The organism is Providencia heimbachae ATCC 35613, from assembly GCF_001655055.1.
Taxonomy (GTDB): Bacteria; Pseudomonadota; Gammaproteobacteria; order Enterobacterales; family Enterobacteriaceae; genus Providencia; species Providencia heimbachae.
The window spans coordinates 34,945-60,079 of sequence record NZ_LXEW01000041.1 but is presented as its reverse complement, the minus strand read 5'-3'; the positions used below and the strand labels follow the sequence as shown (position 1 = coordinate 60,079).

Genomic DNA, 25,135 nt, shown 5'->3' with positions numbered 1-25,135 from the left:
TTATGCACACTAAACTGAGATGTGACTCGCAACCTGTAAATTTTTCTAGGCGAAACGCGCTAAAAACATTAGCTATTGGTAGTGCTATCTTTGTCGCACCAACACTTAACGCGAAAGAACAGCTGAAAAATTGTCAACTTACCTATGATAAATCAATAAATTACCTCGGAGAGCATCAGGCTGGAGTCTTAACCCCTGAGCAAAAAAATGCGTCATTTATTGCTTTTAATATCACGTCTAACTCCATTAATGAGTTACAAAAGCTATTTACCTTACTCACTCAGCGTATAGCACACCTTACTCAAGTGCAGAAAGCGCCTATAACTTCTAATGATAAAATGCCCCCTGCTGAATCTGGTATTTTGGGTACGCTATTACAACCTGATTCATTGAGTGTAACGGTATCACTTGGTCATAGTTTATTCGATGACCGTTTCGGCTTAGATAAAATAAAGCCCCATTATCTCGTTGAAATGACAAGCTTTCCCAATGATAGATTAGAACAAAAATGGTGTGGTGGTGACATCATGCTGCAAATTTGTGCTAATAGCCAAGAAAGCGTTATTTACGCATTACGTGATATTTTGCGCCACACAGCCCCCTTGATGTTTCCACTTTGGAAAATTGATGGCTTTCTGCCCTCGAGAGATATTGATAATCGCTCGACTCCAATTAATCTTTTTGGTTTTAAAGATGGGAGTGGTAACGCCCCAACATCAGATGAACCATTAATGAACGAATTAATTTGGATCACACCAAATAACCAAGAACCACAATGGTGTGCTGGGGGAACCTATCAAGCTGTTCGTTTAATTCGCTTTAATCTTGAATTTTGGGATAGAACTCCACTTGAAGACCAAGAAAATGATTTTGGTCGTCATAAGGAAACCGGTGCACCAATAGGTATGAAACAGGAATTCGACTCACCTGAATTTGAAAAAGACCCTCATGGAGATAGGATTTTATTTGATTCACACATGCGCCGTGCCGAACCTCGCAATCCTGAACGCTATACGGCTAAATTGCGACGTCGCAGTTATAGTTACTCTTTAGGATTAACTGAAAGTGGCGTACTTGATATGGGCTTAATTTTTGTGTCATACCAAAAAAATCTAAAAACAGGTTTTATTGATACTCAAAAGCGTCTCAATGGTGAGCCTCTTGAACGTTATATCAAACCATTTGGCGGTGGGTACTATTTTGTATTGCCGGGGATCAAAACAGCACAAGATAGCCTAGCTCAAAGCATGTTTAATGCATTGAAATAGCACTAATCAATTTGATTTGATGTCTTATATTATTTAATTAAAAAACCCCGATAGCATAATGCTTATTCGGGGTTCATTTGTTTAGTTAGGTGGCACTAAATAAAGGCTATCAGATAATCGTTATTTTTTACGCTCTTTTGCATCTGCCTCAACTTCCTGTTTCCAGTCTTCAGCAATTGGTGCAGCCATTTGTTTTGATTCAACTGCCTTATTGACTGCTCGGTAAGCTTTATCATAGCCCGTTCCATCTTGTACATAACCTGTTGCATTAGCGCCTTTTATTCCAATATTTTCAGCTTCTGATATCGCATCAATATTCGCGCCTAAAAAAATAAAATCCCATTTATCTTCTGTTTCTGCAGTTTTAATCATCGCTTTAATTTTAGCTTGATTATATTTTTTACTGCTATTTTCTTGCCCATCCGTAATGATCACAAATAATACATTATTATTTTTAGTGATCTTTCTATTTTCACGCATTTTTTCAATGCCTTCACCGATAGCATCTAGCAAAGCGGTGTATCCATTAGCAGAATAGTCTTCTAATGTTAAATTAGACACTTTATCAATTGGTTCTCGATTATATAACATGCTGGTTTTATCATTAAATAAAACTGTTGTGATATAGGTTTCACCGCTTTTGTTTCTATTTTCTGTTAAAACACTATTATATCCACCAATAGTATCCGTTTCAAAACCAGACATTGAACCACTTTTATCTAGAATAAAAACTAAGTCCAGCACCTTTGAGTCATTTTTTGCCTCAACAATTGTTTTACCACTTGAAATGGAAGAAAATAATAGTATCAATGCCGTTGATGCTAAAGTTAAAAACGATTTTTTAAATAGACTCATCGCCGAGTTCCTTGATGAAATGACAGTTAAGATGACCTTTATCTATCTTCCAATTTTAATCTTTATTTCAAATAAGATTACTCTGCTTAATTAATAAGCATAGTCTTAATTTATAATGAGGCGATATAGCGATTTAATCATAAAGAAAATTTAATCTATTTAATCCAAATTCCATTACTTCTCAATTGATTAATTTGGTTTATAAAATCATTATATTTTTCATTTTCAGGCACACTATTATTAACCGTATTTTCTGTATGAGCATGAACAAGGTCAATCGTTAGCTGATGAAAGTTTTTATTTAACTCATCATGAATATCTGTGTCATCAGAGTCTTTTATCTGTATAACCAAGTTAATTAACTGTTCCGCGATAAATTGCATTTGAGGATCTGAAAAGCTTACCATCGGTATATCATAGCTAAAATGCATATTAATCGAATTTATAGGATTTTTATTTGATGGTTCAGGCAGGAGGTTTTCACTGTATTCATTTGAAAAATATTTAATTAATTCAACCTGATCAAAACATTTAGATTGGATATTTCCATCTAATTTATTATTGGATATAGTGATAGTATCAGGAAACGCTTCCCCAACCGGATAGCGACATCTAAATAAATTTGCATCGATAACTTGTGCATCCGCACTTCTTATGGGCAATTTAAGTTCGTGACTATTAATGACTACATGGTGATTTACAGGCTTAAAGCTCCCCTCTTTACCATCAACAGCGAAAACTTCAGATAAACTGTAATATACAAGGTGGTTAGGGTTAAGTATTCCACCAGAGTTATGCTCGAATACCATAAAAGTCATTGTATTACCTTGGCTATCCTCCATGATATGTTGCCCCGTAGAGAGAGATATCACACCATTATTGCTTGGTAATACCTCATAATTTCTACCATCGATTTTAAATGAAATATTGCTGGTTGTTGGATTACTATAATAAAATTTACCTTTATCTCCCGTGAGATCAAAATCATCACACGCCGATAAGAAAAGTATCATCGTAAAAACAAATCCCATCTTTAGTATCATTTTCATTCGTTTTTCCAACCAACCTAAGAACGTATATTATTATTTTTTCTAATATTTTACTGTGATAACTATAAATACCAGCATTAATGAAGAATGGTGAGTAAATATCATTTACCTTGAATAGAATAACAATCTATTTAGAATGGTTTTAATCCATATTTATAAAAATAACTTTACGATATGTGCTTTTGTTTATCTTTAACGTAAAAATCTGTTCCACACTAAAATTATAAGTATTGATAATAGTTAGAATACTAATTCTACCATTGGTGTTAATCATTGATTAATACGCATTAGAGATACAAATGCTTGTCACTTTAATCAACTTTTATTGAAAAACAATTACAACCACAATAAAAGCGAGTCACCATGGCTAGCTTAGGCTGTTTTCCTTTCCTTTTGCAGACTGAATTTTCAATTTCAATTGCATGCTTTATTTCATTGATTTCAAAACGAGAAAGACGCTTATTTTTCCCCGTTTCGCTACGAATGCGTTCTCCGCCCATTTTATGACCAGACACATCAACCCCTTTAGGATAATGATTTACAATGATTTAATAATAGCGCTAAAAAACAGAATAGATGTTAGTTCATCATCTATTCTGTTTTTCAATATCGTATGCCTAAAAGCTTATTTTAATTTAAAACCGCATGAGCCTCTATTTCTATCAGCCATTCAGGTAAAGATAGACCCGTAACAATGATCCACGATGATGCTGGAGGCGCTAAATCAAACTTTTCCTTTAATGCTTTAGCAATATCGATTTGATCTTCAGGACTATCATAGCCTTGTTTAATATAGATCCTGAGCATAACAACATGAGATAAATCACCACCCGCATCTCGTAAAACATGTTCTATATTGAGAAGCGACTGTACCGTTTGTTCATACACTCCACCCGATACCGTTTGTTGATCCGCATTTACACCCACCTGCCCTGAAAGAAATAGTTGGCGTGTACCCGTTGTTTCAATTGCCTGACTGAAACCGTATTGTAGCGAATCAAAAACTGAAGACGGGTTGATTGATTTTTTTTGCATATATTCTCACCAACTAAACAATAGTGAGCTCAATGCTAATATAAACGCTGAATAATTCAAGACGCAGCTAGGCGACAAGGAGATTATTTGCAAGGAACATAGGTAAATTATTCGATTGAATGCAGCCAATAACATGCAACTTGAAGTATGACGAATATATCTAATCCGATAAAAAAATAGCCTCCACGAGAGAGGCTATTCTTATGATATTTTAAGCCGCTAAATAAGTGGCGGTATTGCCGGTAAAATCGGGACTTCGATAACGGTGGGTCCTTTACGAGCAAACCCATCTTTACAAGCTTGCTTAACTTGCTCAATAGTATCTGCTTTTATTGCAGTGCAACCATAGCCTTTACCTAACGCGACAATATCCAACCCCGGAATATCAAGACCTGGGACGCCGGGAGTTTTCTCAAGTACAGCAAATGATTTTAAAATTGCATACTCACTATTTTTCGGGATCACAAAAATAATGGGTAAATTATGTTGCGCTGCAGTCCATAACCCTTGTATTGAATATTGCATCGAGCCATCACCAATAACAGCCATAACCGGACGATGACGGCCATTGTCCCTTTCTGCTAATGCAATACCAACACTAGCCGGTAAATTCCAACCTAATGAGCCACTTGCAAACGTATAGAATGAGTCAGGTGTTTCAATTGGCCATGCACGGTGTAATTCACCAAGATTGGATGGTGACTCTTCAACAAGGATAGTTTCTTGAGGTGAAATTTCTCGTAGTGCTTCAAATAGCTCAGCCGCACTTAATACTGAGGAGTTTGATTTTTCTTCAGGTGCTGCAGGATAAGAAGCCATTCCATGAGATTGTTTCTCCACTGCTTTTATTAATGCAGGCCTTGCGATAACTCGCTCAGTTAACCCTTCAATGGCTAACACCGCATCGCTCAATAGGCTATCGCCAACTGGCGCTCTACCGATTTCAATCGGGTCATCAGTAATATGCAATAACCGCAAACCTTCTGGAATATAACTGCCTGCTACATAAGGATAATACCTAAAAACAGGCGCACCAATAATAATGGCTAAATCATGCCCTTTTAATTTTTCACAAAGTGGTTCAATCGCGAATGGCAGCCCCCCAGCATAAAGGGGATGAGTCTCTGGAAACGGTGGGCGCTCTGATGCAGGAGCTGCCCATACCGGCACATTTAGCTTTTCAGCAAGCTTTATGCCGGCGTCCCAACCTTGGCCTCTTGCAATCGCAGAACCATAAATTAATAGCGGTTTTTTTGCCGTTGATAACGCATCAGCAAATTCTTGTAAACGATCCGGATCATAGCCTATACGTGTAGGTATTGAACGTACTACGGCAATCTCTTCCTGTGCGGGTTTATCCCAATCATCCAGAGGTATTGAAAGAAAAACGGGCCCAGCAGGGGGTTGGATCGCCATTGCATAAGCACGCATAAATGCCGCGGGAACATCTTCAGCACGCGCAGGCTGATAGCTCCATTTGACCCATGGCTTTGGTAATACTTCAGGTTCAATATTCGTTAACCAGGGTTCCATTAACAGCATTTCACGGGTTTGGTTTCCTGCTGTAATAATAAGCGGTGTTCGATTCATATAAGCGGTTAATATGTTGCTCATTGCATTACTTAAACCTGCAGAGGTATGTACATTAACCATCGCTACCTTACGCATGCCTTGAGCATAGCCATCTGCAGCGGCAACCGCTGAAGATTCATGTAACGTTTGTATATACCGAAAATCACTCGGAAAATCTTTTAAAAATGTCTCTTCTGTCGAACCGGGATTACCAAAAACAGTTGTAATATCAAGCTTACGTAGCAAGTCGAATGTGACTTGGCGGATGGTTTTCTTCATTAAAAATACCCCATAGAAACAACAGATAGCTTCATTTACGTACTAAAATTAAATTTCAGATGATGAACAATATCTTCAAATAATTTTCATCATAGCAAAAAAGGGAAACAGCTAATATCACAGGCAGCCAACTCGATATATTAAAAACATTAGCCAAAGTGAATCAAAAAAACAATATTCCTGATAAAAACAGAAGGTTAATTAATGTACTTATTTTGATGGTATCAATAAGATGGTTAAATAAACCAAGGATCAATTCACAAACAAAACAATCATACGAACTCTTATCGTAATGATTGCATTAACTCCATTTAAATAAACAGGCTAATTTAACTGGTGATGTAAATATTTCTCAAATTAATTCACAGTAAACATCATCAAGTTTATAAATTATTTCTCTGATTGAAATAGCAATACCTCTTCAAATAAAAAAACGTATTTGCCTTAATAGCTTTATTTCTTTAAATGATTACTTTTCTTTTTTATGTGACTCGTCACATTTCTTACATTTAGGCTTCTGAACCGAAGATAGCAAAATTTATTCATTTATCAATTCAATGATTGGAACCATTTCAACCATTAATTATGGTAAACACCTATGACTAGCGCCGTTTCTCTAAGATAAATAGCAAAATATTTAGTGATAAAAAATCGAACTAACCTAAATACACTTAGTTTAGGTGGCTTTATGGTTAACTAAAAGTTATAGATACCCAAACAAAACTCATTGTTAAACAAAGGTTAACCAAAGTAGTTTGTTTCGTCACTAATGTTAAATAACAACAGTGAACGCTCTGGTAACCTAACGTGAGGTAAAATAATGATCCTAGATGCCAGCTACACTTTATTAGTAGCGTGCTTAGCGCTACTCATCGGAATGTTTGTTGTAAAATACACTCCTTTTTTACAAAAAAATCATATACCCGAAGCGGTTGTTGGTGGCTTTATCGTTGCAATTATTTTACTTATTGTTGATAAGGTTGCGGGTTATTCATTTACATTTGATGCCTCATTACAAAGCATATTGATGATAACTTTTTTCTCATCAATTGGATTAAGTTCAGATTTTTCGCGATTAATCAAAGGTGGTAAGCCTTTAGTTTTACTCACAATTGCAGTAACTATCTTAATTGCTATCCAAAATACCGTTGGGATGGGAATGGCAGTTATGTTAGATGAAAGTCCATTTATTGGTTTAATTGCAGGTTCCGTTACTTTAACCGGCGGCCACGGTAATGCAGGCGCTTGGGGACCAATACTTGCAGATAAATATGGTGTTACTGGTGCGGTTGAATTAGCAATGGCATGTGCCACTATGGGCTTAGTCCTTGGTGGGCTAATTGGAGGCCCAGTTGCGAGACATTTATTGAAAAAAGTTACCATCCCTAGTGCAACTGAATTAGAAAAAGAAACCATTGTTGAAGCTTTTGAGCAGCCCAGCGTTAAAAGAAAAATTAATGCCAACAATGTGATTGAAACTGTCTCAATGCTGATTATCTGTATTGTTGCGGGTAGCTATATTAGTGAACTCGTCAAAGATACCCTATTACAGTTACCCACTTTTGTTTGGTGTTTATTCGTGGGTATTATCATCCGTAATGTGCTTACTCATATATTTAAACACGAGGTATTCGAGCCAACCGTTGATGTACTCGGTAGCGTCGCATTATCTCTATTTTTAGCCATGGCATTGATGTCGTTAAAATTCGGTCAACTCGCCAGTATGGCAGGCCCAGTACTATTAATCATTGCGGTACAAACCGTTGTCATGGTTCTATTTGCTTGTTTTGTTACCTTTAAGATGATGGGCAAAGATTATGATGCAGTGGTTATCAGCGCAGGACATTGTGGATTTGGTATGGGAGCAACCCCCACCGCCATTGCAAATATGCAAACTGTCACAAAAGCATTTAGTCCATCTCATAAAGCCTTCTTAGTTGTCCCTATGGTTGGTGCATTTATTGTTGATATATCCAATAGCATATTGATTAAAATCTTTCTCGAAATAGGAACTTATTTCGCTTAATTTTTCAGTTATACGGTTCAGTCTATAATAGGAATATATGGGCTGAACCGTAAAATTTAGCATTCTACCTTCCAATTATTCCCCTTAAATATATCTTTAATTGTTTTTTATTATTTATAAGTGACTACATCACCGGATTGATTGCTATTTTTTCTGTAGAATAAGTGTATTAGCAAAGTATTTTGTAGGTTATGGACAATGAAATTAAGGCATCTTGATATTTTTTATGCAGTAATGACCTGTGGATCATTAACCCGTGCGGCGGAGGTATTACATATCTCTCAACCTGCTGCCAGTAAAGCACTGAAACATGCAGAACAACAATTAGGTCTGGTATTATTTCAGCGGATAAGAGGAAAATTAATACCTACGGATGAGGCGAATCTGTTATTTGAAGAAGCTAAAGCGGTTTATCAAAATTTAGATAGACTCAGAATTTTAGCACAAAATTTATCTCGTAACCCACAAGGGAAGCTCGCTATTGGTTGTTTACCTAGCTTAGGACTCAATTTAGTCCCCGAGGTTACAGCTCTCTTTATTAAAAAGCACCCCAATATAAAGCTCACTATTGGCACACACCACACAACAGATATTCTGCAACTATTAGCACAACAAGATTTAGATATTGGAATTGGTTTTAATCTTTCTATTGAAGGTGGCATAACTGTACTTCCTATTGCCGATATCCCACTGGTTTATGTCGATAGCCTGCCCCCCACTCAATCCCCTGTTTCATTATTTGATATTGACCAAGCGCGTTGGATCCACCCAGGATCAGATTCTCTCGCACAATTACTCCAAAAACTTCATGAGTTTTCCGAATCAAATATTAGCGTGCACACCTACCATATGGCGGCAGAATTTGTCCAAGCGGGGCTAGGTTGTAGCATCACGGATATATTTTCAGCTGAACACACCCTTCCTGATTCAATGATCTATCCATTAAAAGAAGAATTGAAATTAGCGGTCTCCGTTTTTCATCGTGCTGATAAACCGTTAACAAAAGCGGCGCAAAATTATGTCAATACATTGTCACTCACGCTTGAAAAAAGAAGTAACCTAGTTAACCAAAAGTTATACTCAGGTAAAGAAAACTCAATTGTTTAGTTAGCTTATTCGCCGTTAAATAACCATTCCTTAGTTATTTATTGGTGACGGAATATTATGGCTAAACATGTGGTGGTTATTGGTGCTGGCGTTATTGGATTAAGTACCGCGTATGCTTTAGTTAAAGCAGGCCAAACAGTCACACTGATTGAGTCTGAATCTGATGTCGGTATGCAAACCAGTTTTGCAAACGGAGGTCAACTTAGCTACCGCTATGTTTCCCCTCTCGCTGATGCGGGCGTCCCATTGCAGGGTCTACGTTGGATGGGAAAAAATAATTCACCTCTCAATTTAAGAGTTGAACCGTCGCTACAGCAATGGTCTTGGCTCGCTCAATTTACTTTAGCCTGCAACCGAGCAACCAATAAAATTAATGGTACCCACTTATTAAGGTTGTCATTGCTAAGCCAAGAAATTATGAATACATGGCGCAATAATGGTGATCTTGCTGATTTTGCTTGGGAAAAATCAGGTAAGTTAATTATTCATCGTGATAAAAAAAGCTTTAATAAAGCGAGCGAAACTGTCGATAAACAATTTCAAAAAATTTTAAATACAAATGAAGTTATTGAATTAGAGCCATCGCTAAAAAATATTCAATCCCAATTAGTTGGTGCAATATACGCACCCGATGATGAAAGCGCCGACTGTTATTTATTTTGCAAAAATATCCTACAATATTTATCAACACAGCCTCAATTTAATCTTTATCTACAACATTCTGTTCAATCTTTTATTAAACAAGATAACCGCATCACTGGCGTCGTCACTCACCAGGGAACGCTTATTGCTGATGATGTTATTGTTTGTGCCGGAAATGGTAGTCGAGAAATCTTAAAACCATTAGGCATCAATGTGCCTATTTTAGGCTTAAAAGGTTATAGCTTAAGTGTCGATTACCCAAAAACTGAACATATTGTCCCCAAAGTCAACGTGACAGATTACGGTAATAAAATTGTCTATGCGAAATTGAACGATCAACTACGCATTGCCGCAATGGTCGATATCGGTTATGACAAATTTGGCTTACGTGAAAACCGAATTGCTGCGCTTAAACATATTATTAAAAAAACATTTCCTGATTTGCCAAAAGTTGATAATGCAGAAAGTTGGTGTGGTTTGCGCCCATCAACCCCAAAAGGACCACCAATATTAGGAAAAACGCCATATCATAACCTTTGGCTAAATATTGGTCATGGAAGTCTAGGGTTTACATTAGCGGCGGGTAGTGCTGTCATCATTAGTCAGTTAATAACAGAACAAAAATCTCCCATTTCTTTATCCGGATTAACGAGGTAGTACATGTCCATCAAACGTAATAACCCAAAACCACGCTTAGCTGATAGCGTCGAATATGCAGGCTTAGTTTACTTATCAGGGCAAGTACCAAGTGATTTAACTGGTGATATCACGAAACAAACTGAAGAAGTTTTTGCAAAAATTGATGCATTACTTGCTGCAAGTAATAGTGATAAAACACGTATTTTATCTGCGCAAGTTTGGATTAAAGATATAAACCGGGATTTTGCTGCATTTAATGCAGTTTGGGAATCTTGGATGCCTGTTGAAAATAGCCCTGCCCGAGCCGCCGTTGAAGCGAATATGGCTAGAGAGCAGGTGCTTGTTGAAGTTATGGTTACTGCCGTTCAACGCTAAACCTAGATTAAAATATAATGGCATTAAATCTGTATTGATAAATACGAATTAAGTGCCATTTTTTATCCTCTATCCGTTCCCCCCTCCTAAAATTAAATCCAATAAAAATATTTGCCAAATTTTTTTACTTAGTTCTATAGCAAAAAAAACACTCTCTCTTTTAATTTCTCTACTACCATTAAATAGGTTACCAACAATACTATCTTCTGGATAAATTCAATTATAAAGCATATTGACTCATCGAATTAACAATACACTGGAGAAATAAAATGACCAAGACGGTTATTGAGCATATTTTATCTAGGTTGCATGACTTAGGGATTTCGGATGTGTTTGGTGTCGCTGGCGATTACTCTTTTCCAATAAATGATGCCGTTTGTGCAAGTAGTAATATGCGCTGGATAGGCAATTGTAATGAGCTAAATGCAGCCTATGCGGCTGACGGATATGCAAGAATTAAAGGTGTCGCAGCACTATCAACCACCTTTGCGGTTGGGGAATTAAGCGCACTCAATGGGATTGCGGGGGCTTTTGCCGAAAGATTACCCATATTTCATTTAGTTGGTATGCCAACTAGTGCGGTTCAAAATAGTCATCGGTTAGTTCACCATACTCTTGGCAACGGCAATTTTGATACCTTTTATCATATGAGCCAGCATGTTGTTTGTGCCCATACCATTATAACCCCAGAAAATTGCCTCGAAGAAACGGAGCGGTTAATTGCTTGGGCACTACGTGAACGTCGCCCTGTTTATTTTGGCATCCCCTCTGATTATGCAAAAATGCCAATTACAGAGCATTTTGTAAAACCCTTTAATTTACCAAGAAGTCACCAAATAACATTATCTAAAGTCATAAATTTAATTTCGCAAAAGATGATCCACAGTCAGAATTCCTGCGCACTTATAGGCTCGCTCATATTACGTTTTAATTTAGTAAATCAAGTTCAAATGCTTATTGAAAAGACAAATATTCCCTACGCAACGATGTTTATGGATAAAAGCGTATTAAGCGAAACAAATTCTCAATATATTGGTATTTATAATGGCCGTTTAATGAACCCACAAGTTACTGAGTTAGTAGAGAATTGTGATTGCGTTCTAAATATTGGTGCATTAATGACAGATGTCAATTCAGGGGGATTTACCGCTAACATTAACCCTGATCATTTAATTCAAATTATGGATGACCATGTCATCATCGGGTCGACGGTATATTCAGAAATTTACCTGCACGAGATACTTCCCGCATTAAAAGATAATTTGCCCGTTATTTCTAATCAAAAATTAAGCGCCAATGGTTTAGGTCAACCCATCCAATCTAAATTAGGTGAAATAACAGAAAGTTATCTATATCCCCGACTAGAAAAAATCTTCGAACAAGATGATATTATATTTGCAGAAACAGGCACATTTTCTATGGGATTAGGTTTTGCACTTTTACCTAAAGATGTCTCTTTTCACACTCAATCTTTATGGGGTTCTATTGGGTGGGCGACGCCTGCCGCATTTGGTGCCGCGATTGCCGCGCCAAACCGACGCACTATTTTAGCCACGGGGGAAGGTTCTCATCAGCTTACCGTTCAGGAAATTAGCCAATTTGCACGTTTTGGACTTAAACCCATTATTTTTGTTTTAAATAATGATGGCTACCTTATTGAACGCCTTTTATGTGACGAACCTGAAAGCTATTACAATGACATTGTTCAATGGAATTATAGTCAAATTCCAGCCGCGCTGGGGTGTGAGGGATGGGTCTGCAAAAAAGTCACCACATGCGATGAACTCGATAAAGTGCTTAATATGATTGATTCAGCAGATACCGCATTTTACATTGAAATCGTGACTGATAGATATAATTCATCGGAATTACTCAGAAAAATGAGTGAATTTGCATCATCTTTATATTCATCTTGATCATGATTCTATCGATACCGATTCAATTAGTATAGTTTCAATCAATACACCAATAATGCGTGTTGTACGAGGATAGCTCAGGGAGCACATACACAAGTATGTGACCTGAGTAGCCGAATGAAGCCAACACCGCCACAGCATGAATTATGACGTGTATTGGTGTGTATTTTTGTGGAAGACAATATCGGCCATAACCGCTAGCGCAATCTCTGAGGGTGTCTTACTGCCGATGGGAATACCTATCGGTGCATGAATACGATCTAATTCCGCGTTGGTCATTCCCCCTGAGCTAATTAGGCGTTCCCGTCGACGTGCGCTGGTGCGTGATGAGCCCATTGCGCCTATATAAAATGCTGATGTATTTACTGCTTCCATCAATGTTAAGTCATCTATTCGAGGATCGTGAGTTAGGGATACGATTGCGGTATTGGCTGTACAGCTATTTTCTTCTAAGTATCGTGCGGGGAATAGTGGGATCACATCAATTTGTGGTGATATTTGATCGGCGAATCGGGATAGCTCCTCTTCACGATGTTCACAAATAATCACTTCGAAACCTAATGTTAGCGCAAAATCTGCACAATATAATCCAACATTCGAAATACCGGCAATAATCAGCCTAGGAGGAGCCGCAATATATAACTGAATCGTGTTATCTTGGCGCTCAATTTGAGTAAGGTGAGAGGCATTAGATGCTTGAGTTATTTCACCTCTCATGGGTAATGTCACTTTTTTGATAATGGCGGTATAGCCTTGAAGTGCCCTTTGTATATCGAGCAGGTAATTGTATGATGCGTTCCCATTAGGTAAATACTCAATCAATACATCTAAACTTCCATCACAGGGTAAGTTAACTTTTGCTTCAATACCACCTTGCCCATAACGCACTATGTGGCTGGCGTTAAGGTATGCACCATCTTGTATGCGCTCGATAAAATCCTCTTCGATACAACCACCCGATAGTGAACCTGAATATTGCCCATCTGCTTTTGCGACAAGAAGAGAACCGGGACTACGAGGCGATGAACCATAAGTACTGAGTACTGTACATAACCATACTGGCTCTGTTTTTATCCACGTTATCGCTTGAGTTATAACAAATACATCTTCGCGTAGCATATTTGGATCCTATTTATCATCGAAAGTAGGGTAATCAATATCTCTGATAATATTTGCATCATTTATGTCTAGTTGATAAACAAAATGATGCTGTAATATTGATTTTGCACCATCATCTCCCGATAAATCCATTAATTGTTGTCGATACTTTGCGGATATTCCTACTGGATGAGCGGGCATTTTATTATATATTGGACGAACTAAAGGCCACTTTTCCAATTCTTCAGCCACTTTAATAAAAAGTTCACTATTTACATAAGGCATATCTGCTAAATGAATTAACCAGCCATCCCAATGTGCCGTATTTCTCACACCAAAGGCAATAGACTCACCTAAGCCATGACTATTTAATAATGAAAACGGAATATTAAATTGTAAGCAACTGTTAATAACACCCTGATTTTCAGTCCGTGTAACGACATGGATAGGCAGCCCACTTCTAATTGAATTATCGAGCGTTTTTTCAAATAACGTTTGAATTCCCAAGACACTATTGAGTTTATTCCCCTGACCACCAGCAGCTTGAAAACGCTCACTTTTTCCTGCTGCCGCAATAATTATTCCAATCATGATGGTTTACATTAAGCATTAATATATTTATTCTTTATAATATAAATAAATAATATTAAATACTATAATTAAGTTTAATTGGTCATCCATTTGTTTTAGATGCTCGAATAATGACATCAATCATTAGCGTTGCATTTAACTATTCCAACCAAATATTGAACCAAATAAACAACTAATATGTTTAATTTTCGAACAAATAAACAACTAGAATGTTTAAACTATAAAAATAAGTGTAAGGGCGTATTATGAGCAAAAGCAATGTCGAACTCTCCCGCAGACACTTTCTAAAATGTGCCGTTATTGCGGGTATCTCCGTTTATTTAGCCCCTTTGTATAGTCGTGCTTTTGATGTGTTATTTGAAGAAAAAATTCTTCAATCCCCTGACTGGGATCCTATTGATAAACGCATCAAATTTCGCATAGATGGCTATGCAAAAGTCCAAGGTGAAAAAGTCTTTGCTCGCGATATTCGAGCGCGAGACATCCCTCATTGGCCAAAACAACAAGGTCATGCATTTTTACTGCGAGTGACTCAAGCCGATAAAATTTATGAAGGTTTTGACCTAAGCCTACTGAAAGATGGGCTAATGCCAGATAGAATTGTCACTGCTGCTGACTTAGAGAAAGACGGTGTCGCATTCCCTGAATTTTATGGTGATGACTTACTGCTGCCTACAGGGAAAACCCCTGCTTATCTCGGTCAGGCAGTTGCCTTACTCATCTATCATGACTTTGCAAAATTTCGTTTTGCCAAAGAAACACTAAAATTTCGTGACGATGTTATTCAATATGGCGCACTCACCGGACCGCTACAGCGCGACCCATGGGGCAGCTATCGTGGTGTCCGTATTGGGGCTGAAGATCCATTTGCTGCCGATATCTATTCCAGCTTAAAAGATATGCCAATTTCACCGATTGGTATGAAAAAGCACCTTCCAATCTGGCCTGAAGGTCGTGAAGGTGGCAAATTAGACGAAGAAGGCATGTATCATGCTGACCAATTAGCTAAACAACTCGAAAATCCGCCTGAAGATTGGCTGGTCATCAAGCGTAATTATTTCTCACAATCTATTGATACTGCAGCCCTTGAGCCAGATAACGCCAATGGTTGGTATGATGCAAAAACACAATCATTTCATCTGGTGATACCAACGCAATCACCACAAGAAGTTGCCGCCTCACTACCTGAAATGCTAGCAAAATCGCATTTTCCGATTAAGCAAATATTCTTACACCCTTGCTTTACCGTGGGTTATGGCTCAAAAGATCACACACCTTTTCCTTACTATGGTGCTATGGCAACATTATATGGTGATGGTGTTCCAATTCGTTTGGCAAATGATCGTTATGAACAATTCCAATCGACCATCAAACGTCATGCGTTTGATATGGATTATACTTTAGCGGTCAATAAAAAAACGCATAAAATTGAAGCGCTTAGTGCTTCATTTGTCGGTGATGGCGGCGGACGCTGTAACTTCACGCCTTCCGTTGTGATGGTTGGTGCAACAGGTGCACAAGCCATCTATTACATTCCCCGTAGTGATTTATCGGCAGTTGGAATTGCCTCTCGAGCTGTTGATGCCGGATCTGCTCGTGGCTATGGCACACTGCAAGCCATGGCAGCAACCGATATGCTGATGGAAGAAGCGGCTAAATTACTGAATGCTGACCCGATTGAGTTTCGTTTAAATAATATCATTAAGTCAGGGATGAAAAATACGCAAGGCGCGATCCCCGGCGGTGCTATCCGCGCAGATGAAGTATTAACTCACTGTGCAAAACATCCGATGTGGAAACACCGAGCTCAACGCAAATCCGATTACGAAACCAAAAATCCGGGAAAACTTTTTGGGACAGGCATTTCCTGTGTACAAAAAGATTTTGGGACCGGGGCAGAATCCTCCTTTGCTCGCGTAGAACTTACGCCAGAAGGCAAAATTGCTATCTACCATAGTGGGGCTGAAATTGGGACAGGTATGTCCACATCGCAATCCGTCGTCTGCGCTAAATGGCTAGGAAAACCCGCAGAAGAAGCGCATTTTTCAGTGGTTGATTGGTCTATTCTGCCGATGGTTTCAACTGGAAACCCATTTGCTATGGCGCAAGAAGAACAAGACCGCCTAGCGCAAGACCCCCTCTGGACGCCAAATTACTGCTCTCCTGCCAGTGCCAGTAACTCTGCCTATTACTTCACTCACAGCACTGAAGAAGCTGCCCGCTTAGTATTCGAATTTGGCTTGTGGCCTGCAGCAATGTCGATTTGGCAAGAAGGCATCGGCGGCGGTCAAGCTACACCTCTGGTTGTGCGCCGTGAGGATGCTCGCTGGGTAGAAAATGGATTAACCGCTGATGGCCTTGAAGTTCTCTCTTTATCTCGCTTAGTTGAGCGCACATTCAAAATGGGTGGATTAACCGGCGCTGTTTGCCATGTCTTTAATCGCTGGCAATGGGCAGAAGCCGATTACCAAATTAATGACGAACTTCATCGATTACCTGTTGATGGGCTTTCATTACGCTTTGCCGATAAAGATTACCAAGTGTGGAAACGCAAAAAAGCTTATTACCCTGATACACAACGTAATAATGCGGGAGTCACTTATTACAGCGCCGTCGCAACAGTATCGGAATTAGCCATCGATACAGCGACTGGGCACGTTGAACTCCTTGATCACCATAGCGTCGTTGAGTGCGGTAACTTGATTGTGCCTCAACTGGTTTCAGGACAAATTCAAGGAGGCCTAGCGATGGGGATAGGCCATGCGCTTCATGAATATTTACCTCTCTATGAAGACGGGCCCGGCAATGGAACATGGAACTTTAACCGTTACCATCTGCCATTAGCTAGCGATGTGGCGGTCTGGAAACAGACCAGCGAAGTGTTACCCGGCTTATCAGACACCGATCCACCAAAAGGGGTGGCTGAAGTTGTGATGATCCCGGTCGTTTCTTCTATCGTAAACGCCATCGCTGATGCAACAGGGCACCATTTCTTGCATCTACCTATCCGTCCTAACGATATTTTAGAGGTATTACCATGAGCCTAAACTTCCTGCCACTTACGATTAATATTAATGGTCAACAGTATGGGCCGATGGATGTGCCTGAAGGTCTCATGATGATTGATTTTCTTCATGAATATGTTGACCTCACGGGCTCACGATTGGGTTGTGGCCAAGGTATTTGCCACGCCTGCGTGGTGATATTAGATAACCCATCAGGTACCAGCGAAGAAGTCCGAACTTGTATAACCGGCGCGCATTTTTTCAATAACAAGCAGATACGTACCATCGAAGGGGCTGCGACTAAAGAAGAGGATGGCAAAGTTAAGTTATCTTCTGTGCAGCAAGCCTTTGTCGAGCACTTTAGCTTCCAATGTGGTTATTGCACACCGGGATTTGTCAATGCGGCAACCATTTTTATTGAAGAATTACAACGTAATCCTATCGCCACAGAAGATTTGGAAGATGCTATCAAACAAGCATTGAATAATCATATTTGCCGTTGTACTGGCTATGTTCGCTACTATGAAGCCGTTCGCGATATCGTCCTACGCACCCCTGGCTTACTCAAGGAGACCATAAAATGATTAAACGCATTTTACTGTGGCTCATCGCGATCGGTATCGTGGTTTGGGCTATTCTCTATTGGTATGAAAGCCGGACGCTAGATGGGCCAGCGCAACAAGTTAACGCTTCTGAGCAAGAAATCGAGCGCGGTCGCTACCTTACACTAGCAGGTGATTGTGCAGCCTGTCATACCGCTGCTGACGGTGCGCCAATGGCTGGCGGCTACCCTGTTGACACCCCGTTTGGGGTAATTTATAGCAGCAACTTAACCCCCTCTACCGATTTCGGTATTGGCCGTTGGACAAAAGCCGATTTTCATCGCGCATTAACAGAAGGGATTTCGCCACCAAGTCGCAATCTTTATCCTGCAATGCCTTATACCTCTTATAAAGGGATGACCCGTGAAGATTCAGACGCCATATACAGCTATTTAATGAGTCGTAAGGCCGTTGATGTCGCTCCACCTGAAAACTCACTCCCGTTCCCATTTAATCAGCGCATGGCAATGATGGGATGGAATTTATTATTCTTCAATGACAAGCCATTACCCAATAGCTCACAAGGTAGCTCTCCTGAATGGGTCAGAGGGAAGTATTTAGTTAATGTCCTTGAGCATTGTGCCGAGTGTCATACGCCTCGCGGCATAATGGGCGAAATGGAGATGGATAAATTTATGAAAGGCGGTTCATTAGGTCGCTTCACTGCACCAGACATTACACCTGAAGCTCTGGCGGCAAGAGGATGGACGACAGAAGATCTGCACCAATTTTTCATGACCGGACTCGCTCCTCAAGGCTCAGCGTATAGTGATATGCACCCAGTGATTTATTTGAGTTCACAACACCTAACTTCTGACGATAATAAAGCGATTGCGACTTATCTGATGGGAGATAACCCGCCAGAAACCTTAGCAGCGAAAACCGGTGTTGGCAGTGCACAAGGTCGCCAACTTTATCTCGAATCCTGCTCTGGTTGTCACAACTATGATGGTAGTGGTAAACCGAATGTTGCGGTTGCAATGAAAGGAAACTCAACGCTGCGTGATGCTGATAGCACAAACCTCATTAATACTATTTTAGATGGTTTGCCTGAGCAGCCGTTCCCAAATAACCAAAACATGCAAAGTATGCCAGGCTTCGCGAATAAGCTTGATGATAAGCAAATTGCCGAGCTGGTCAATTTCTTACGCGTTGAATGGGGCGGGCAACCCGCTAATATTACGCCTGAGCAAATTAAAGCGCAGCGTCAATAATTGTTGTTAAATGCAAAATAAGGCTTATTGGTGATAAATCAATAAGCCTTATTTTTTGACAGTATGACGCCTTTTTTTACGCCAAAATAGCAACAATAAAATAAAAATAATGGCAAACAAAAACCATGATAAGTAAGAGTGAATGGGCAGTGCCAATATCATAGAACTGACAAAATAACCCACAGAGACAATTGAGCAGCCCCATATCGCACCACCAATAATATTTAATACAAAAAATTTAAAGGGGTTAACTTTGCTCGCACCAATAATAATGGGTCCGATAGTTCTCATACCATAAGCGAAACGAATACCGATGATAATGATATTTTCTCTTTGCCGGATCAATTGCTGTACACGAACAATTTTATTTTTATGGCGTTGAAATTTAGGTAAAATACGCGCCCCAGAAAATCGACCCACCAGAAAAAGTACATTATCACTCACAATGCCACCCAACGCGGCAATCAGCATCGTCCAAGGATAAGAAAGCAATTGATTATGCGCTGCAATACCCGAAAAGAATGCAGCCGTTTCCCCTTCAATCATTGTTCCTAAAAAGACCGCCCAATAACCATATTCGGTTATCCAACGTGTTAATTCATCCACCATGGGTAAAACACCTTCATATTCGTTCAGCCGTTAACTCATAACAACATGATTAATCTATAGTTACATGACATTCCTTCAAGAAATCAGGCTAAAATTATTTTTCTATTCCATGAAAACATTTTCACATCATAACAATATTTTAGTTCAACTAGTTTTTTCCTTTACCTTTATCCAATAAAGAATAACAGTTTAATATTATCCACTCTCTTATATAAATGACTTTACTCATCAATGATATATCATTATAGATAGAGTTAAAAAATGCTTAAACCCATCTAATTATGAACACCTAATTAAGCAACGAAACGATGAGCTTTATCTACAAAATAATAAATATTTTATATTCATTCATATTATTTATAAAAATCCCAAAATAATAAATTTAGGAAGTGAACAATGACGGGACAAATTTCCAGACGAAGTTTTATCAAGCTGGGTACTATTGCAGGAATTGCCGTCATGGTTGGCAGACTGCCTTTCGCAATCGCTTTAGAGCTTGATTCAGACACCCCTTCAACCGATTGGATTGGTCAGAATGGCAAAGCCCGCTTCCGTTGGGATGGTGTCGAAAAAGTCACCGGGCAAAAAAACTTTGCTCGCGATTATCGCGCAAAAGATATTCCCGGTTGGCCGCAAAAACAAAGCTATGCTTTCATGTTAAAAGCCACGCAGGCAGATAAAACATTTGAAGGCATAGATATCTCACTATTAGGCGAAAACCTACAACCTGACCGCATTGTGCTACAAGAAGATTTAATGCGAGATGGTTTGAATATCCCGCAAGATACCAGCATGGGAAAAGGCTTCTATGGCACTAATATTTTAGTGCCTAAAGGTGAGACACCACCGATTATTGGCCATCCCGTCGCTATCCTTATTTATCATGATTTTGACCGATTTAGCGCAGCCCAACGTAGGTTACGCTTTGAAACTAGCGCCGTGAAATACGGTCAGCTAACCGGTGCAAAACCACCCGCCAACTATGGTGCCGCACGTTACGTGCGTATTGGTGGAGAAACGCCACTATCCCCTTCTATTTTTTCTCCTTATCAAGATTCGGGAATCAAAGGTGGATTTGACGGAAATACCCCAGTTTGGCCACCTTATGATGCTAAACATGCGATTAGTATCCCGCCCGTTATTCGTAAAGATCGCGGTGGTGGTTTTATTCAAGCACTTCATCAAGCAGAAGAAAAACCAGATGCCCAAGAAAAAGGGATGGATTACGCTCGGCTTATTAATCAAGAAATTGAAGCTGCACGCCAAAACCCAGATAAATTTGTACTGGAACGCCATGGGTTTTCTCAGTCTATCGACCCTTGTGCCATGGAGCCCGATAACTGCAATACTTGGTATGACGAGAAAACAAAAACATTGCATATCTTGACTGCAACCCAATCTCCGGCAGGGGTTGTCAATGCCGCAGCTGAACTTTCAAAGCACAATAAACATTTTACAGTTGAAAATATTATTTTGTTAACCGGTTCAACCGTCGGTTATGGTTCCAAAGATTACTCGGTATTTCCATTCTATGCGATGGTCGCCAGCTTTTACGCTAACGGGCTGCCTGTTCGTATGGCAAATGACCGTTACGAGCAATTTCAAATGGGCATGAAACGCCATTCTATTGAAATGGACGTCACCATTATCGGCGATAAAAAAACCGGTAAATTTGATGTATTAAAAGGCACTTATAACTGTAATGGCGGTGGTCGAGAAAACCTTTCTGTTGCCGTTTCTCACGTAGCGGTTCGTGGTGCACAATCGATTTATTATTTTCCGAAATCGGATCTCACCGCTCTCGCCATGGCAACACCTGCTGTCGAAGCGGGGTCAATGCGCGGTTTTGGTTCGTTGCAATCAATGGCGATCACTGAATTGATGGTTGATGAAATCGCTCATCAACTCAATATTGACCCTATCGAATTGCGCCGTCGAAATGCGATTTTAGAGGGTTATCCTAATACACAAGGCGGCGTTATTGCCGGCGATCCACGCAACGTCGAAATGCTTAACCTTGCAGAAAAGCACCCTCTTTGGCTCAATCGTGATAAGAATAAAGCCGAGTATGATGCTGCTAACCCCGGAAAATTGTACGGTGTTGGCTTTTCACAAGTTCAACAAGTTTACGGTTCCAGTGGTGTTCCCACCATTTTGTCCCTTGAGTTTGATGCTAATGGCAAGCTAACTATGCGCCATTGCATGCAAGAAATCGGAACCGGTGGCACAACAGCGCAACAAGTTATGGTGTGGCAAGCCCTGAGTAAAGCTCCCGATATCGTCGAATTTGGTGTCACCGAATTTGACCAATTGCCCCTAAAAACCAGTTGGGCTGATCAGAAAAAACAAGATGAGCTATCAAAAACCGATCCTTATTGGACACCGGCACTCATCCCTGACATGAGCTCTTCAAGTGGGGTTTATTATATTGGTTTTGGAACTCGCCAAGCAGGGCATTTTTTACTTGAAAACTCATTATGGCCTGCGGCGAAGAGCATTTGGAGTGAAGGCTCCGGTGGCGGTGCTTTCAATGGCTTAAATGTTGAATTTTCGGACATACGCGTTGGTCCCGAGGGAATTGGTGGCGGGGGTATGAAACCTATCCCCTTTGATGTTTTAGCCAAAAAAGCGCATCAGATGGGGCTTATCACCGGCGTTGCTGTTCATGGCTATTCAAGCTGGCAATGGGCTCGTGCAGACTTCGACATCCCAACTATCGGCCTAAAAAATCTGCCGTTAGACGCCCTATCAATTCGTTATGGTGATGGTGCTTCCCAAGAATTGAAAAACTTGATGACAACTGGCGGCTACCACTTTATTAAACGTAAAGTTGCTTATTACCCGCCTACACAACGGGCTAAAGCCGACCCAACGACTGTGACACCCGCATCCTGTTTAGTTGAGCTCAACGTCAACACCACCACTGGTGAAGTGGAAGTGATGCGCCACCATATGATTATGGATCCCGGCACGATGATTGTTCCTGAACTGGTTTCAGGGCAAATCCAAGGAGGAACCGCTATGGGGATCGGTCATGCCCTAATGGAGGAGTTACCCCTTTATGAAGAGGGCCCCGGCAATGGCACATGGAATTTTAACCGTTATGTGCTTCCTCGCGCTAAAGATGTCGCCGTTTGGCAGCAAACGATTGATTACTTGCCGCCACTTTCAGAAACTTCGCCACCGAAAGGGATGGCAGAACTGGGGATGATCCCAATATTGCCAGCTACCAGCAACGCATTAACCCATGCCACTGGCAAACGTTTCTATGAATTTCCAATTACGGTAGATAAAATTAAAAAGGCACTCTCATGAAAATAAAAAATGCCGTCCCTATTATTGAAAGAAAACCATTAACCCTGACGATTAATGGCCAAAAAATTGGTCCTATCGATGTGCCAGTTGGTATGCCGATGATCGAATTTTTGCATGAATATCTCGACCTCACGGGGACTCACTTCGGTTGCGGCCAAGGTATCTGCCATGCTTGCACCATTATGGAAATACTCCCTGACGGCTCAACCATTGAAAGCCGTACCTGTATTTTTGGCGCACACTACTTTAATCATAAAAACATTGTCACCATCGAGGGACAAGCCAAGCTGGATGATCAAGGTAGAGTGGCTGAATTAACCCCTATTCAACAAGCCTTTATCGAAAACTTCTCTTTTCAATGTGGCTATTGCGCCCCTGGCTTTGTCACTGGCGCGACGGTGTTTATTAATCAACTAAAACAAGCCCCCGTTAAACGGGCAGACTTAGAACATGCGATTGAAGATGCCTTAAATGAGCACATTTGTCGTTGTACCGGCTATGTTCGCTACTATGAAGCAGTACGAAAAGTTGCGTTAGCCACACCCGGCTGTGTGATTGAGTAGAGGAATAGACAATGACAAAGAGTCGTTCAATACGCAAAATATTGTATACCATTATTATTGTTGGGATTTTATTTTCCTTAGCCGTATTATTTGGTGCTTTTCGTACATCAAGCATTGGCCCAAACTTAGATAAACCGCTCACATCAGAAGAGGTTGCGAAACTCATTCCGCGAGGAAAAGAGCTTGCCATTGCGGGTGACTGCTTTGGCTGCCACTCGCTACCCGAAGGCCCATTAGCGGCAGGCGGGCGTGCAATCGGGACACCATTTGGCACCATTTACTCCACAAACATCACACCAGATAAAACCTTTGGTATCGGCAATTATACACGTGCGGATTTTCATCGGGCACTTAAAGATGGCATAGGCAAAGAAAGAGGCAATCTGTACCCTGCAATGCCGTTTGTTTTTACACATATGACAACATCTGAAGACTTGGATGCCCTGTATGCCTATGTAATGACCCTGCCACCAATGCCTGTTGCAAATAAAGAAAATACCGGGGTTTTTGTTCTCCCTGTACGCCCTTTTATGAATTTTTGGACATTACTGAACTTTCCGAAGCATGATGCACCAAACAATCCACAACGTTCGGCACAATGGAACCGAGGTGCTTATATTGTAGAAGGACTCGCGCACTGTGGTGCGTGCCACTCTCCACGTAACTTTATGATGGGCGTCGATTTTTCACGTTCATTACAAGGTGGTGAAGAAGCAGGGTTAGCTATCCCAGATATTACCGCTGAAGCGCTATCAAAACATGGTTACGATACCGCCTCTCTCAGTCAATTCTTACAAACGGGTATTTCACCACAAGGCTCTTCATTTGCCGATATGAATACGGTAACGCATTTCTCCACCAGTCAAATGGCGATAAAAGATGTTGAGGATGTATCCATTTATCTTCTTACAGATAAAAATGGCCAATTACTTGGAGCAAAATCAGCACCAGACGCACTGCCTGAAACCAGTAATCAGCAAACTGATAGCACTCAACCAGTGAGAATTCAAACAGATAGCACGTTGGAAACCGGCCGTATGATGTATATGTCAACCTGTGCAGGTTGTCATGGTATCTCGGGTGAAGGTGTGCCTAATGGCATCCCTGCGCTAAAAGGCAATGCGATATTAGCAATGGATAACCCAGAAACCTTTATCAATGTCGTCTTAACGGGGATCCCAACGACGACTTTCCCAAATGGTCAGCGTATGTATGCCATGCCAAGTTTTGCCGATGATTTAAATTCGCAAGAAATTGCCGATTTAATCACTTGGGCTCGCGCCGAGTGGGGAGGACAAGCCAAACCTGTCACCACCGAGCAAGTTGAAAAAGTGAAAAAAGCGACGCAATAACTAAAATACTCCTCGGCGACTCA

The 25,135-nt window shown here is 40.3% G+C and carries 20 protein-coding genes; 12 read left to right on the top strand and 8 right to left on the bottom strand.

What is annotated here, in order from left to right:
- Positions 1–2 precede the first annotated feature (2 nt).
- The gene (efeB, locus tag M998_RS15290; RefSeq protein ID WP_068909663.1) at positions 3–1,268 is read left to right on the top strand and encodes an iron uptake transporter deferrochelatase/peroxidase subunit; all 1,266 of its coding nucleotides are present in this window, start codon (positions 3–5) and stop codon (positions 1,266–1,268) included.
- A gap of 120 nt (positions 1,269–1,388) precedes the next feature.
- Here the strand turns inward: efeB and M998_RS15285 are convergent, their stop codons facing one another.
- The 5 genes from M998_RS15285 to mdlC all read right to left on the bottom strand — a co-directional run bounded on the left by M998_RS15285 (position 1,389) and on the right by mdlC (position 6,058).
- Positions 1,389–2,123: a vWA domain-containing protein gene (locus tag M998_RS15285; RefSeq protein WP_068909662.1), complete on the bottom strand. Its 735-nt coding sequence runs from the start codon at positions 2,121–2,123 to the stop codon at positions 1,389–1,391.
- 155 nt (positions 2,124–2,278) lie between these two features.
- The gene (locus M998_RS15280) at positions 2,279–3,172 is read right to left on the bottom strand and encodes a hypothetical protein (protein ID WP_068909660.1); all 894 of its coding nucleotides are present in this window, start codon (positions 3,170–3,172) and stop codon (positions 2,279–2,281) included.
- A 311-nt stretch (positions 3,173–3,483) separates the two neighbouring features.
- Complete coding sequence (locus tag M998_RS15275) at positions 3,484–3,687, bottom strand: hypothetical protein (protein ID WP_068909658.1); 204 nt, start codon at positions 3,685–3,687, stop codon at positions 3,484–3,486.
- Positions 3,688–3,802: 115 nt separating this feature from the next.
- The gene (locus M998_RS15270; RefSeq protein ID WP_068909657.1) at positions 3,803–4,207 is read right to left on the bottom strand and encodes a RidA family protein; all 405 of its coding nucleotides are present in this window, start codon (positions 4,205–4,207) and stop codon (positions 3,803–3,805) included.
- A 219-nt stretch (positions 4,208–4,426) separates the two neighbouring features.
- Positions 4,427–6,058 carry a benzoylformate decarboxylase gene (mdlC, locus tag M998_RS15265; RefSeq protein WP_068909655.1) on the bottom strand — a complete coding sequence of 544 codons (1,632 nt, stop codon included), beginning with the start codon at positions 6,056–6,058 and terminating at the stop codon, positions 4,427–4,429.
- 820 nt (positions 6,059–6,878) lie between these two features.
- Here mdlC and gltS point away from each other — a divergent pair.
- The 5 genes from gltS to M998_RS15240 all read left to right on the top strand — a co-directional run bounded on the left by gltS (position 6,879) and on the right by M998_RS15240 (position 12,763).
- Positions 6,879–8,084, top strand: coding sequence for a sodium/glutamate symporter (gene gltS / locus M998_RS15260; RefSeq protein ID WP_068909653.1), 1,206 nt, complete (start codon positions 6,879–6,881; stop codon positions 8,082–8,084).
- Between the two features lie 198 nt (positions 8,085–8,282).
- Complete coding sequence (locus M998_RS15255) at positions 8,283–9,191, top strand: LysR family transcriptional regulator (RefSeq protein ID WP_068446330.1); 909 nt, start codon at positions 8,283–8,285, stop codon at positions 9,189–9,191.
- Positions 9,192–9,248: 57 nt separating this feature from the next.
- A complete protein-coding gene (locus tag M998_RS15250) occupies positions 9,249–10,490 on the top strand; it encodes a D-amino acid dehydrogenase (protein ID WP_068446333.1) in 1,242 nt (413 codons plus the stop codon).
- Positions 10,491–10,493: 3 nt separating this feature from the next.
- On the top strand, positions 10,494–10,847 hold the full coding sequence (locus M998_RS15245; protein ID WP_068446335.1) for a RidA family protein: 354 nt from the start codon (positions 10,494–10,496) through the stop codon (positions 10,845–10,847).
- A 269-nt stretch (positions 10,848–11,116) separates the two neighbouring features.
- The gene (locus M998_RS15240; protein ID WP_068909651.1) at positions 11,117–12,763 is read left to right on the top strand and encodes an alpha-keto acid decarboxylase family protein; all 1,647 of its coding nucleotides are present in this window, start codon (positions 11,117–11,119) and stop codon (positions 12,761–12,763) included.
- Between the two features lie 144 nt (positions 12,764–12,907).
- Here M998_RS15240 and M998_RS15235 read toward each other — a convergent pair whose 3' ends face one another.
- Both M998_RS15235 and M998_RS15230 read right to left on the bottom strand, forming a co-directional pair.
- Positions 12,908–13,882, bottom strand: a complete 975-nt coding sequence (locus M998_RS15235; RefSeq protein ID WP_068446339.1) for an XdhC family protein — start codon at positions 13,880–13,882, stop codon at positions 12,908–12,910.
- A 9-nt stretch (positions 13,883–13,891) separates the two neighbouring features.
- Positions 13,892–14,452: a nucleotidyltransferase family protein gene (locus M998_RS15230; RefSeq protein ID WP_068909649.1), complete on the bottom strand. Its 561-nt coding sequence runs from the start codon at positions 14,450–14,452 to the stop codon at positions 13,892–13,894.
- A gap of 245 nt (positions 14,453–14,697) precedes the next feature.
- On the opposite strand from M998_RS15230, the gene M998_RS15225 reads away from it, so the two are divergent.
- From M998_RS15225 to M998_RS15215, 3 genes are read left to right on the top strand one after another with little or no spacing between them, the layout of a single operon-like run.
- Positions 14,698–17,493, top strand: a complete 2,796-nt coding sequence (locus M998_RS15225) for a xanthine dehydrogenase family protein molybdopterin-binding subunit (protein WP_068446342.1) — start codon at positions 14,698–14,700, stop codon at positions 17,491–17,493.
- Positions 17,490–18,041, top strand: a complete 552-nt coding sequence (locus M998_RS15220) for a (2Fe-2S)-binding protein (protein WP_068446344.1) — start codon at positions 17,490–17,492, stop codon at positions 18,039–18,041. The genes M998_RS15225 and M998_RS15220 overlap by 4 nt, the downstream gene beginning before the upstream one ends.
- Positions 18,038–19,273, top strand: coding sequence for a cytochrome c (locus M998_RS15215; protein ID WP_068909647.1), 1,236 nt, complete (start codon positions 18,038–18,040; stop codon positions 19,271–19,273). The genes M998_RS15220 and M998_RS15215 overlap by 4 nt, the downstream gene beginning before the upstream one ends.
- 48 nt (positions 19,274–19,321) lie before the next feature.
- Here the strand turns inward: M998_RS15215 and M998_RS15210 are convergent, their stop codons facing one another.
- Positions 19,322–19,882: a DedA family protein gene (locus M998_RS15210; RefSeq protein ID WP_068446347.1), complete on the bottom strand. Its 561-nt coding sequence runs from the start codon at positions 19,880–19,882 to the stop codon at positions 19,322–19,324.
- Between the two features lie 396 nt (positions 19,883–20,278).
- Here M998_RS15210 and M998_RS15205 point away from each other — a divergent pair, with 396 nt between their 5' ends.
- From M998_RS15205 to M998_RS15195, 3 genes are read left to right on the top strand one after another with little or no spacing between them, the layout of a single operon-like run.
- The gene (locus tag M998_RS15205; RefSeq protein ID WP_068909645.1) at positions 20,279–23,197 is read left to right on the top strand and encodes a xanthine dehydrogenase family protein molybdopterin-binding subunit; all 2,919 of its coding nucleotides are present in this window, start codon (positions 20,279–20,281) and stop codon (positions 23,195–23,197) included.
- Entirely contained in the window at positions 23,194–23,760 is a 567-nt protein-coding gene (locus M998_RS15200; protein ID WP_068909643.1) for a (2Fe-2S)-binding protein, read from the top strand. Before M998_RS15205 ends, M998_RS15200 begins: the two co-directional genes overlap by 4 nt.
- An 11-nt stretch (positions 23,761–23,771) precedes the next feature.
- The gene (locus tag M998_RS15195; protein ID WP_068909641.1) at positions 23,772–25,112 is read left to right on the top strand and encodes a cytochrome c; all 1,341 of its coding nucleotides are present in this window, start codon (positions 23,772–23,774) and stop codon (positions 25,110–25,112) included.
- The last annotated feature ends 23 nt before the right edge of the window (positions 25,113–25,135 follow it).

Bases quoted from the DNA above. Each gene is read 5' to 3' on its own strand.
- efeB (WP_068909663.1), top strand. From the start codon at position 3: ATGCACACTAAACTGAGATGTGACTCGCAACCTGTAAATTTTTCTAGG.
- M998_RS15285 (WP_068909662.1), bottom strand. From the start codon at position 2,123: ATGAGTCTATTTAAAAAATCGTTTTTAACTTTAGCATCAACGGCATTG.
- M998_RS15280 (WP_068909660.1), bottom strand. From the start codon at position 3,172: ATGAAAATGATACTAAAGATGGGATTTGTTTTTACGATGATACTTTTC.
- M998_RS15270 (WP_068909657.1), bottom strand. From the start codon at position 4,207: ATGCAAAAAAAATCAATCAACCCGTCTTCAGTTTTTGATTCGCTACAA.
- mdlC (WP_068909655.1), bottom strand. From the start codon at position 6,058: ATGAAGAAAACCATCCGCCAAGTCACATTCGACTTGCTACGTAAGCTT.
- gltS (WP_068909653.1), top strand. From the start codon at position 6,879: ATGATCCTAGATGCCAGCTACACTTTATTAGTAGCGTGCTTAGCGCTA.
- M998_RS15255 (WP_068446330.1), top strand. From the start codon at position 8,283: ATGAAATTAAGGCATCTTGATATTTTTTATGCAGTAATGACCTGTGGA.
- M998_RS15250 (WP_068446333.1), top strand. From the start codon at position 9,249: ATGGCTAAACATGTGGTGGTTATTGGTGCTGGCGTTATTGGATTAAGT.
- M998_RS15245 (WP_068446335.1), top strand. From the start codon at position 10,494: ATGTCCATCAAACGTAATAACCCAAAACCACGCTTAGCTGATAGCGTC.
- M998_RS15240 (WP_068909651.1), top strand. From the start codon at position 11,117: ATGACCAAGACGGTTATTGAGCATATTTTATCTAGGTTGCATGACTTA.
- M998_RS15235 (WP_068446339.1), bottom strand. From the start codon at position 13,882: ATGCTACGCGAAGATGTATTTGTTATAACTCAAGCGATAACGTGGATA.
- M998_RS15230 (WP_068909649.1), bottom strand. From the start codon at position 14,452: ATGATTGGAATAATTATTGCGGCAGCAGGAAAAAGTGAGCGTTTTCAA.
- M998_RS15225 (WP_068446342.1), top strand. From the start codon at position 14,698: ATGAGCAAAAGCAATGTCGAACTCTCCCGCAGACACTTTCTAAAATGT.
- M998_RS15220 (WP_068446344.1), top strand. From the start codon at position 17,490: ATGAGCCTAAACTTCCTGCCACTTACGATTAATATTAATGGTCAACAG.
- M998_RS15215 (WP_068909647.1), top strand. From the start codon at position 18,038: ATGATTAAACGCATTTTACTGTGGCTCATCGCGATCGGTATCGTGGTT.
- M998_RS15210 (WP_068446347.1), bottom strand. From the start codon at position 19,882: ATGGTGGATGAATTAACACGTTGGATAACCGAATATGGTTATTGGGCG.
- M998_RS15205 (WP_068909645.1), top strand. From the start codon at position 20,279: ATGACGGGACAAATTTCCAGACGAAGTTTTATCAAGCTGGGTACTATT.
- M998_RS15200 (WP_068909643.1), top strand. From the start codon at position 23,194: ATGAAAATAAAAAATGCCGTCCCTATTATTGAAAGAAAACCATTAACC.
- M998_RS15195 (WP_068909641.1), top strand. From the start codon at position 23,772: ATGACAAAGAGTCGTTCAATACGCAAAATATTGTATACCATTATTATT.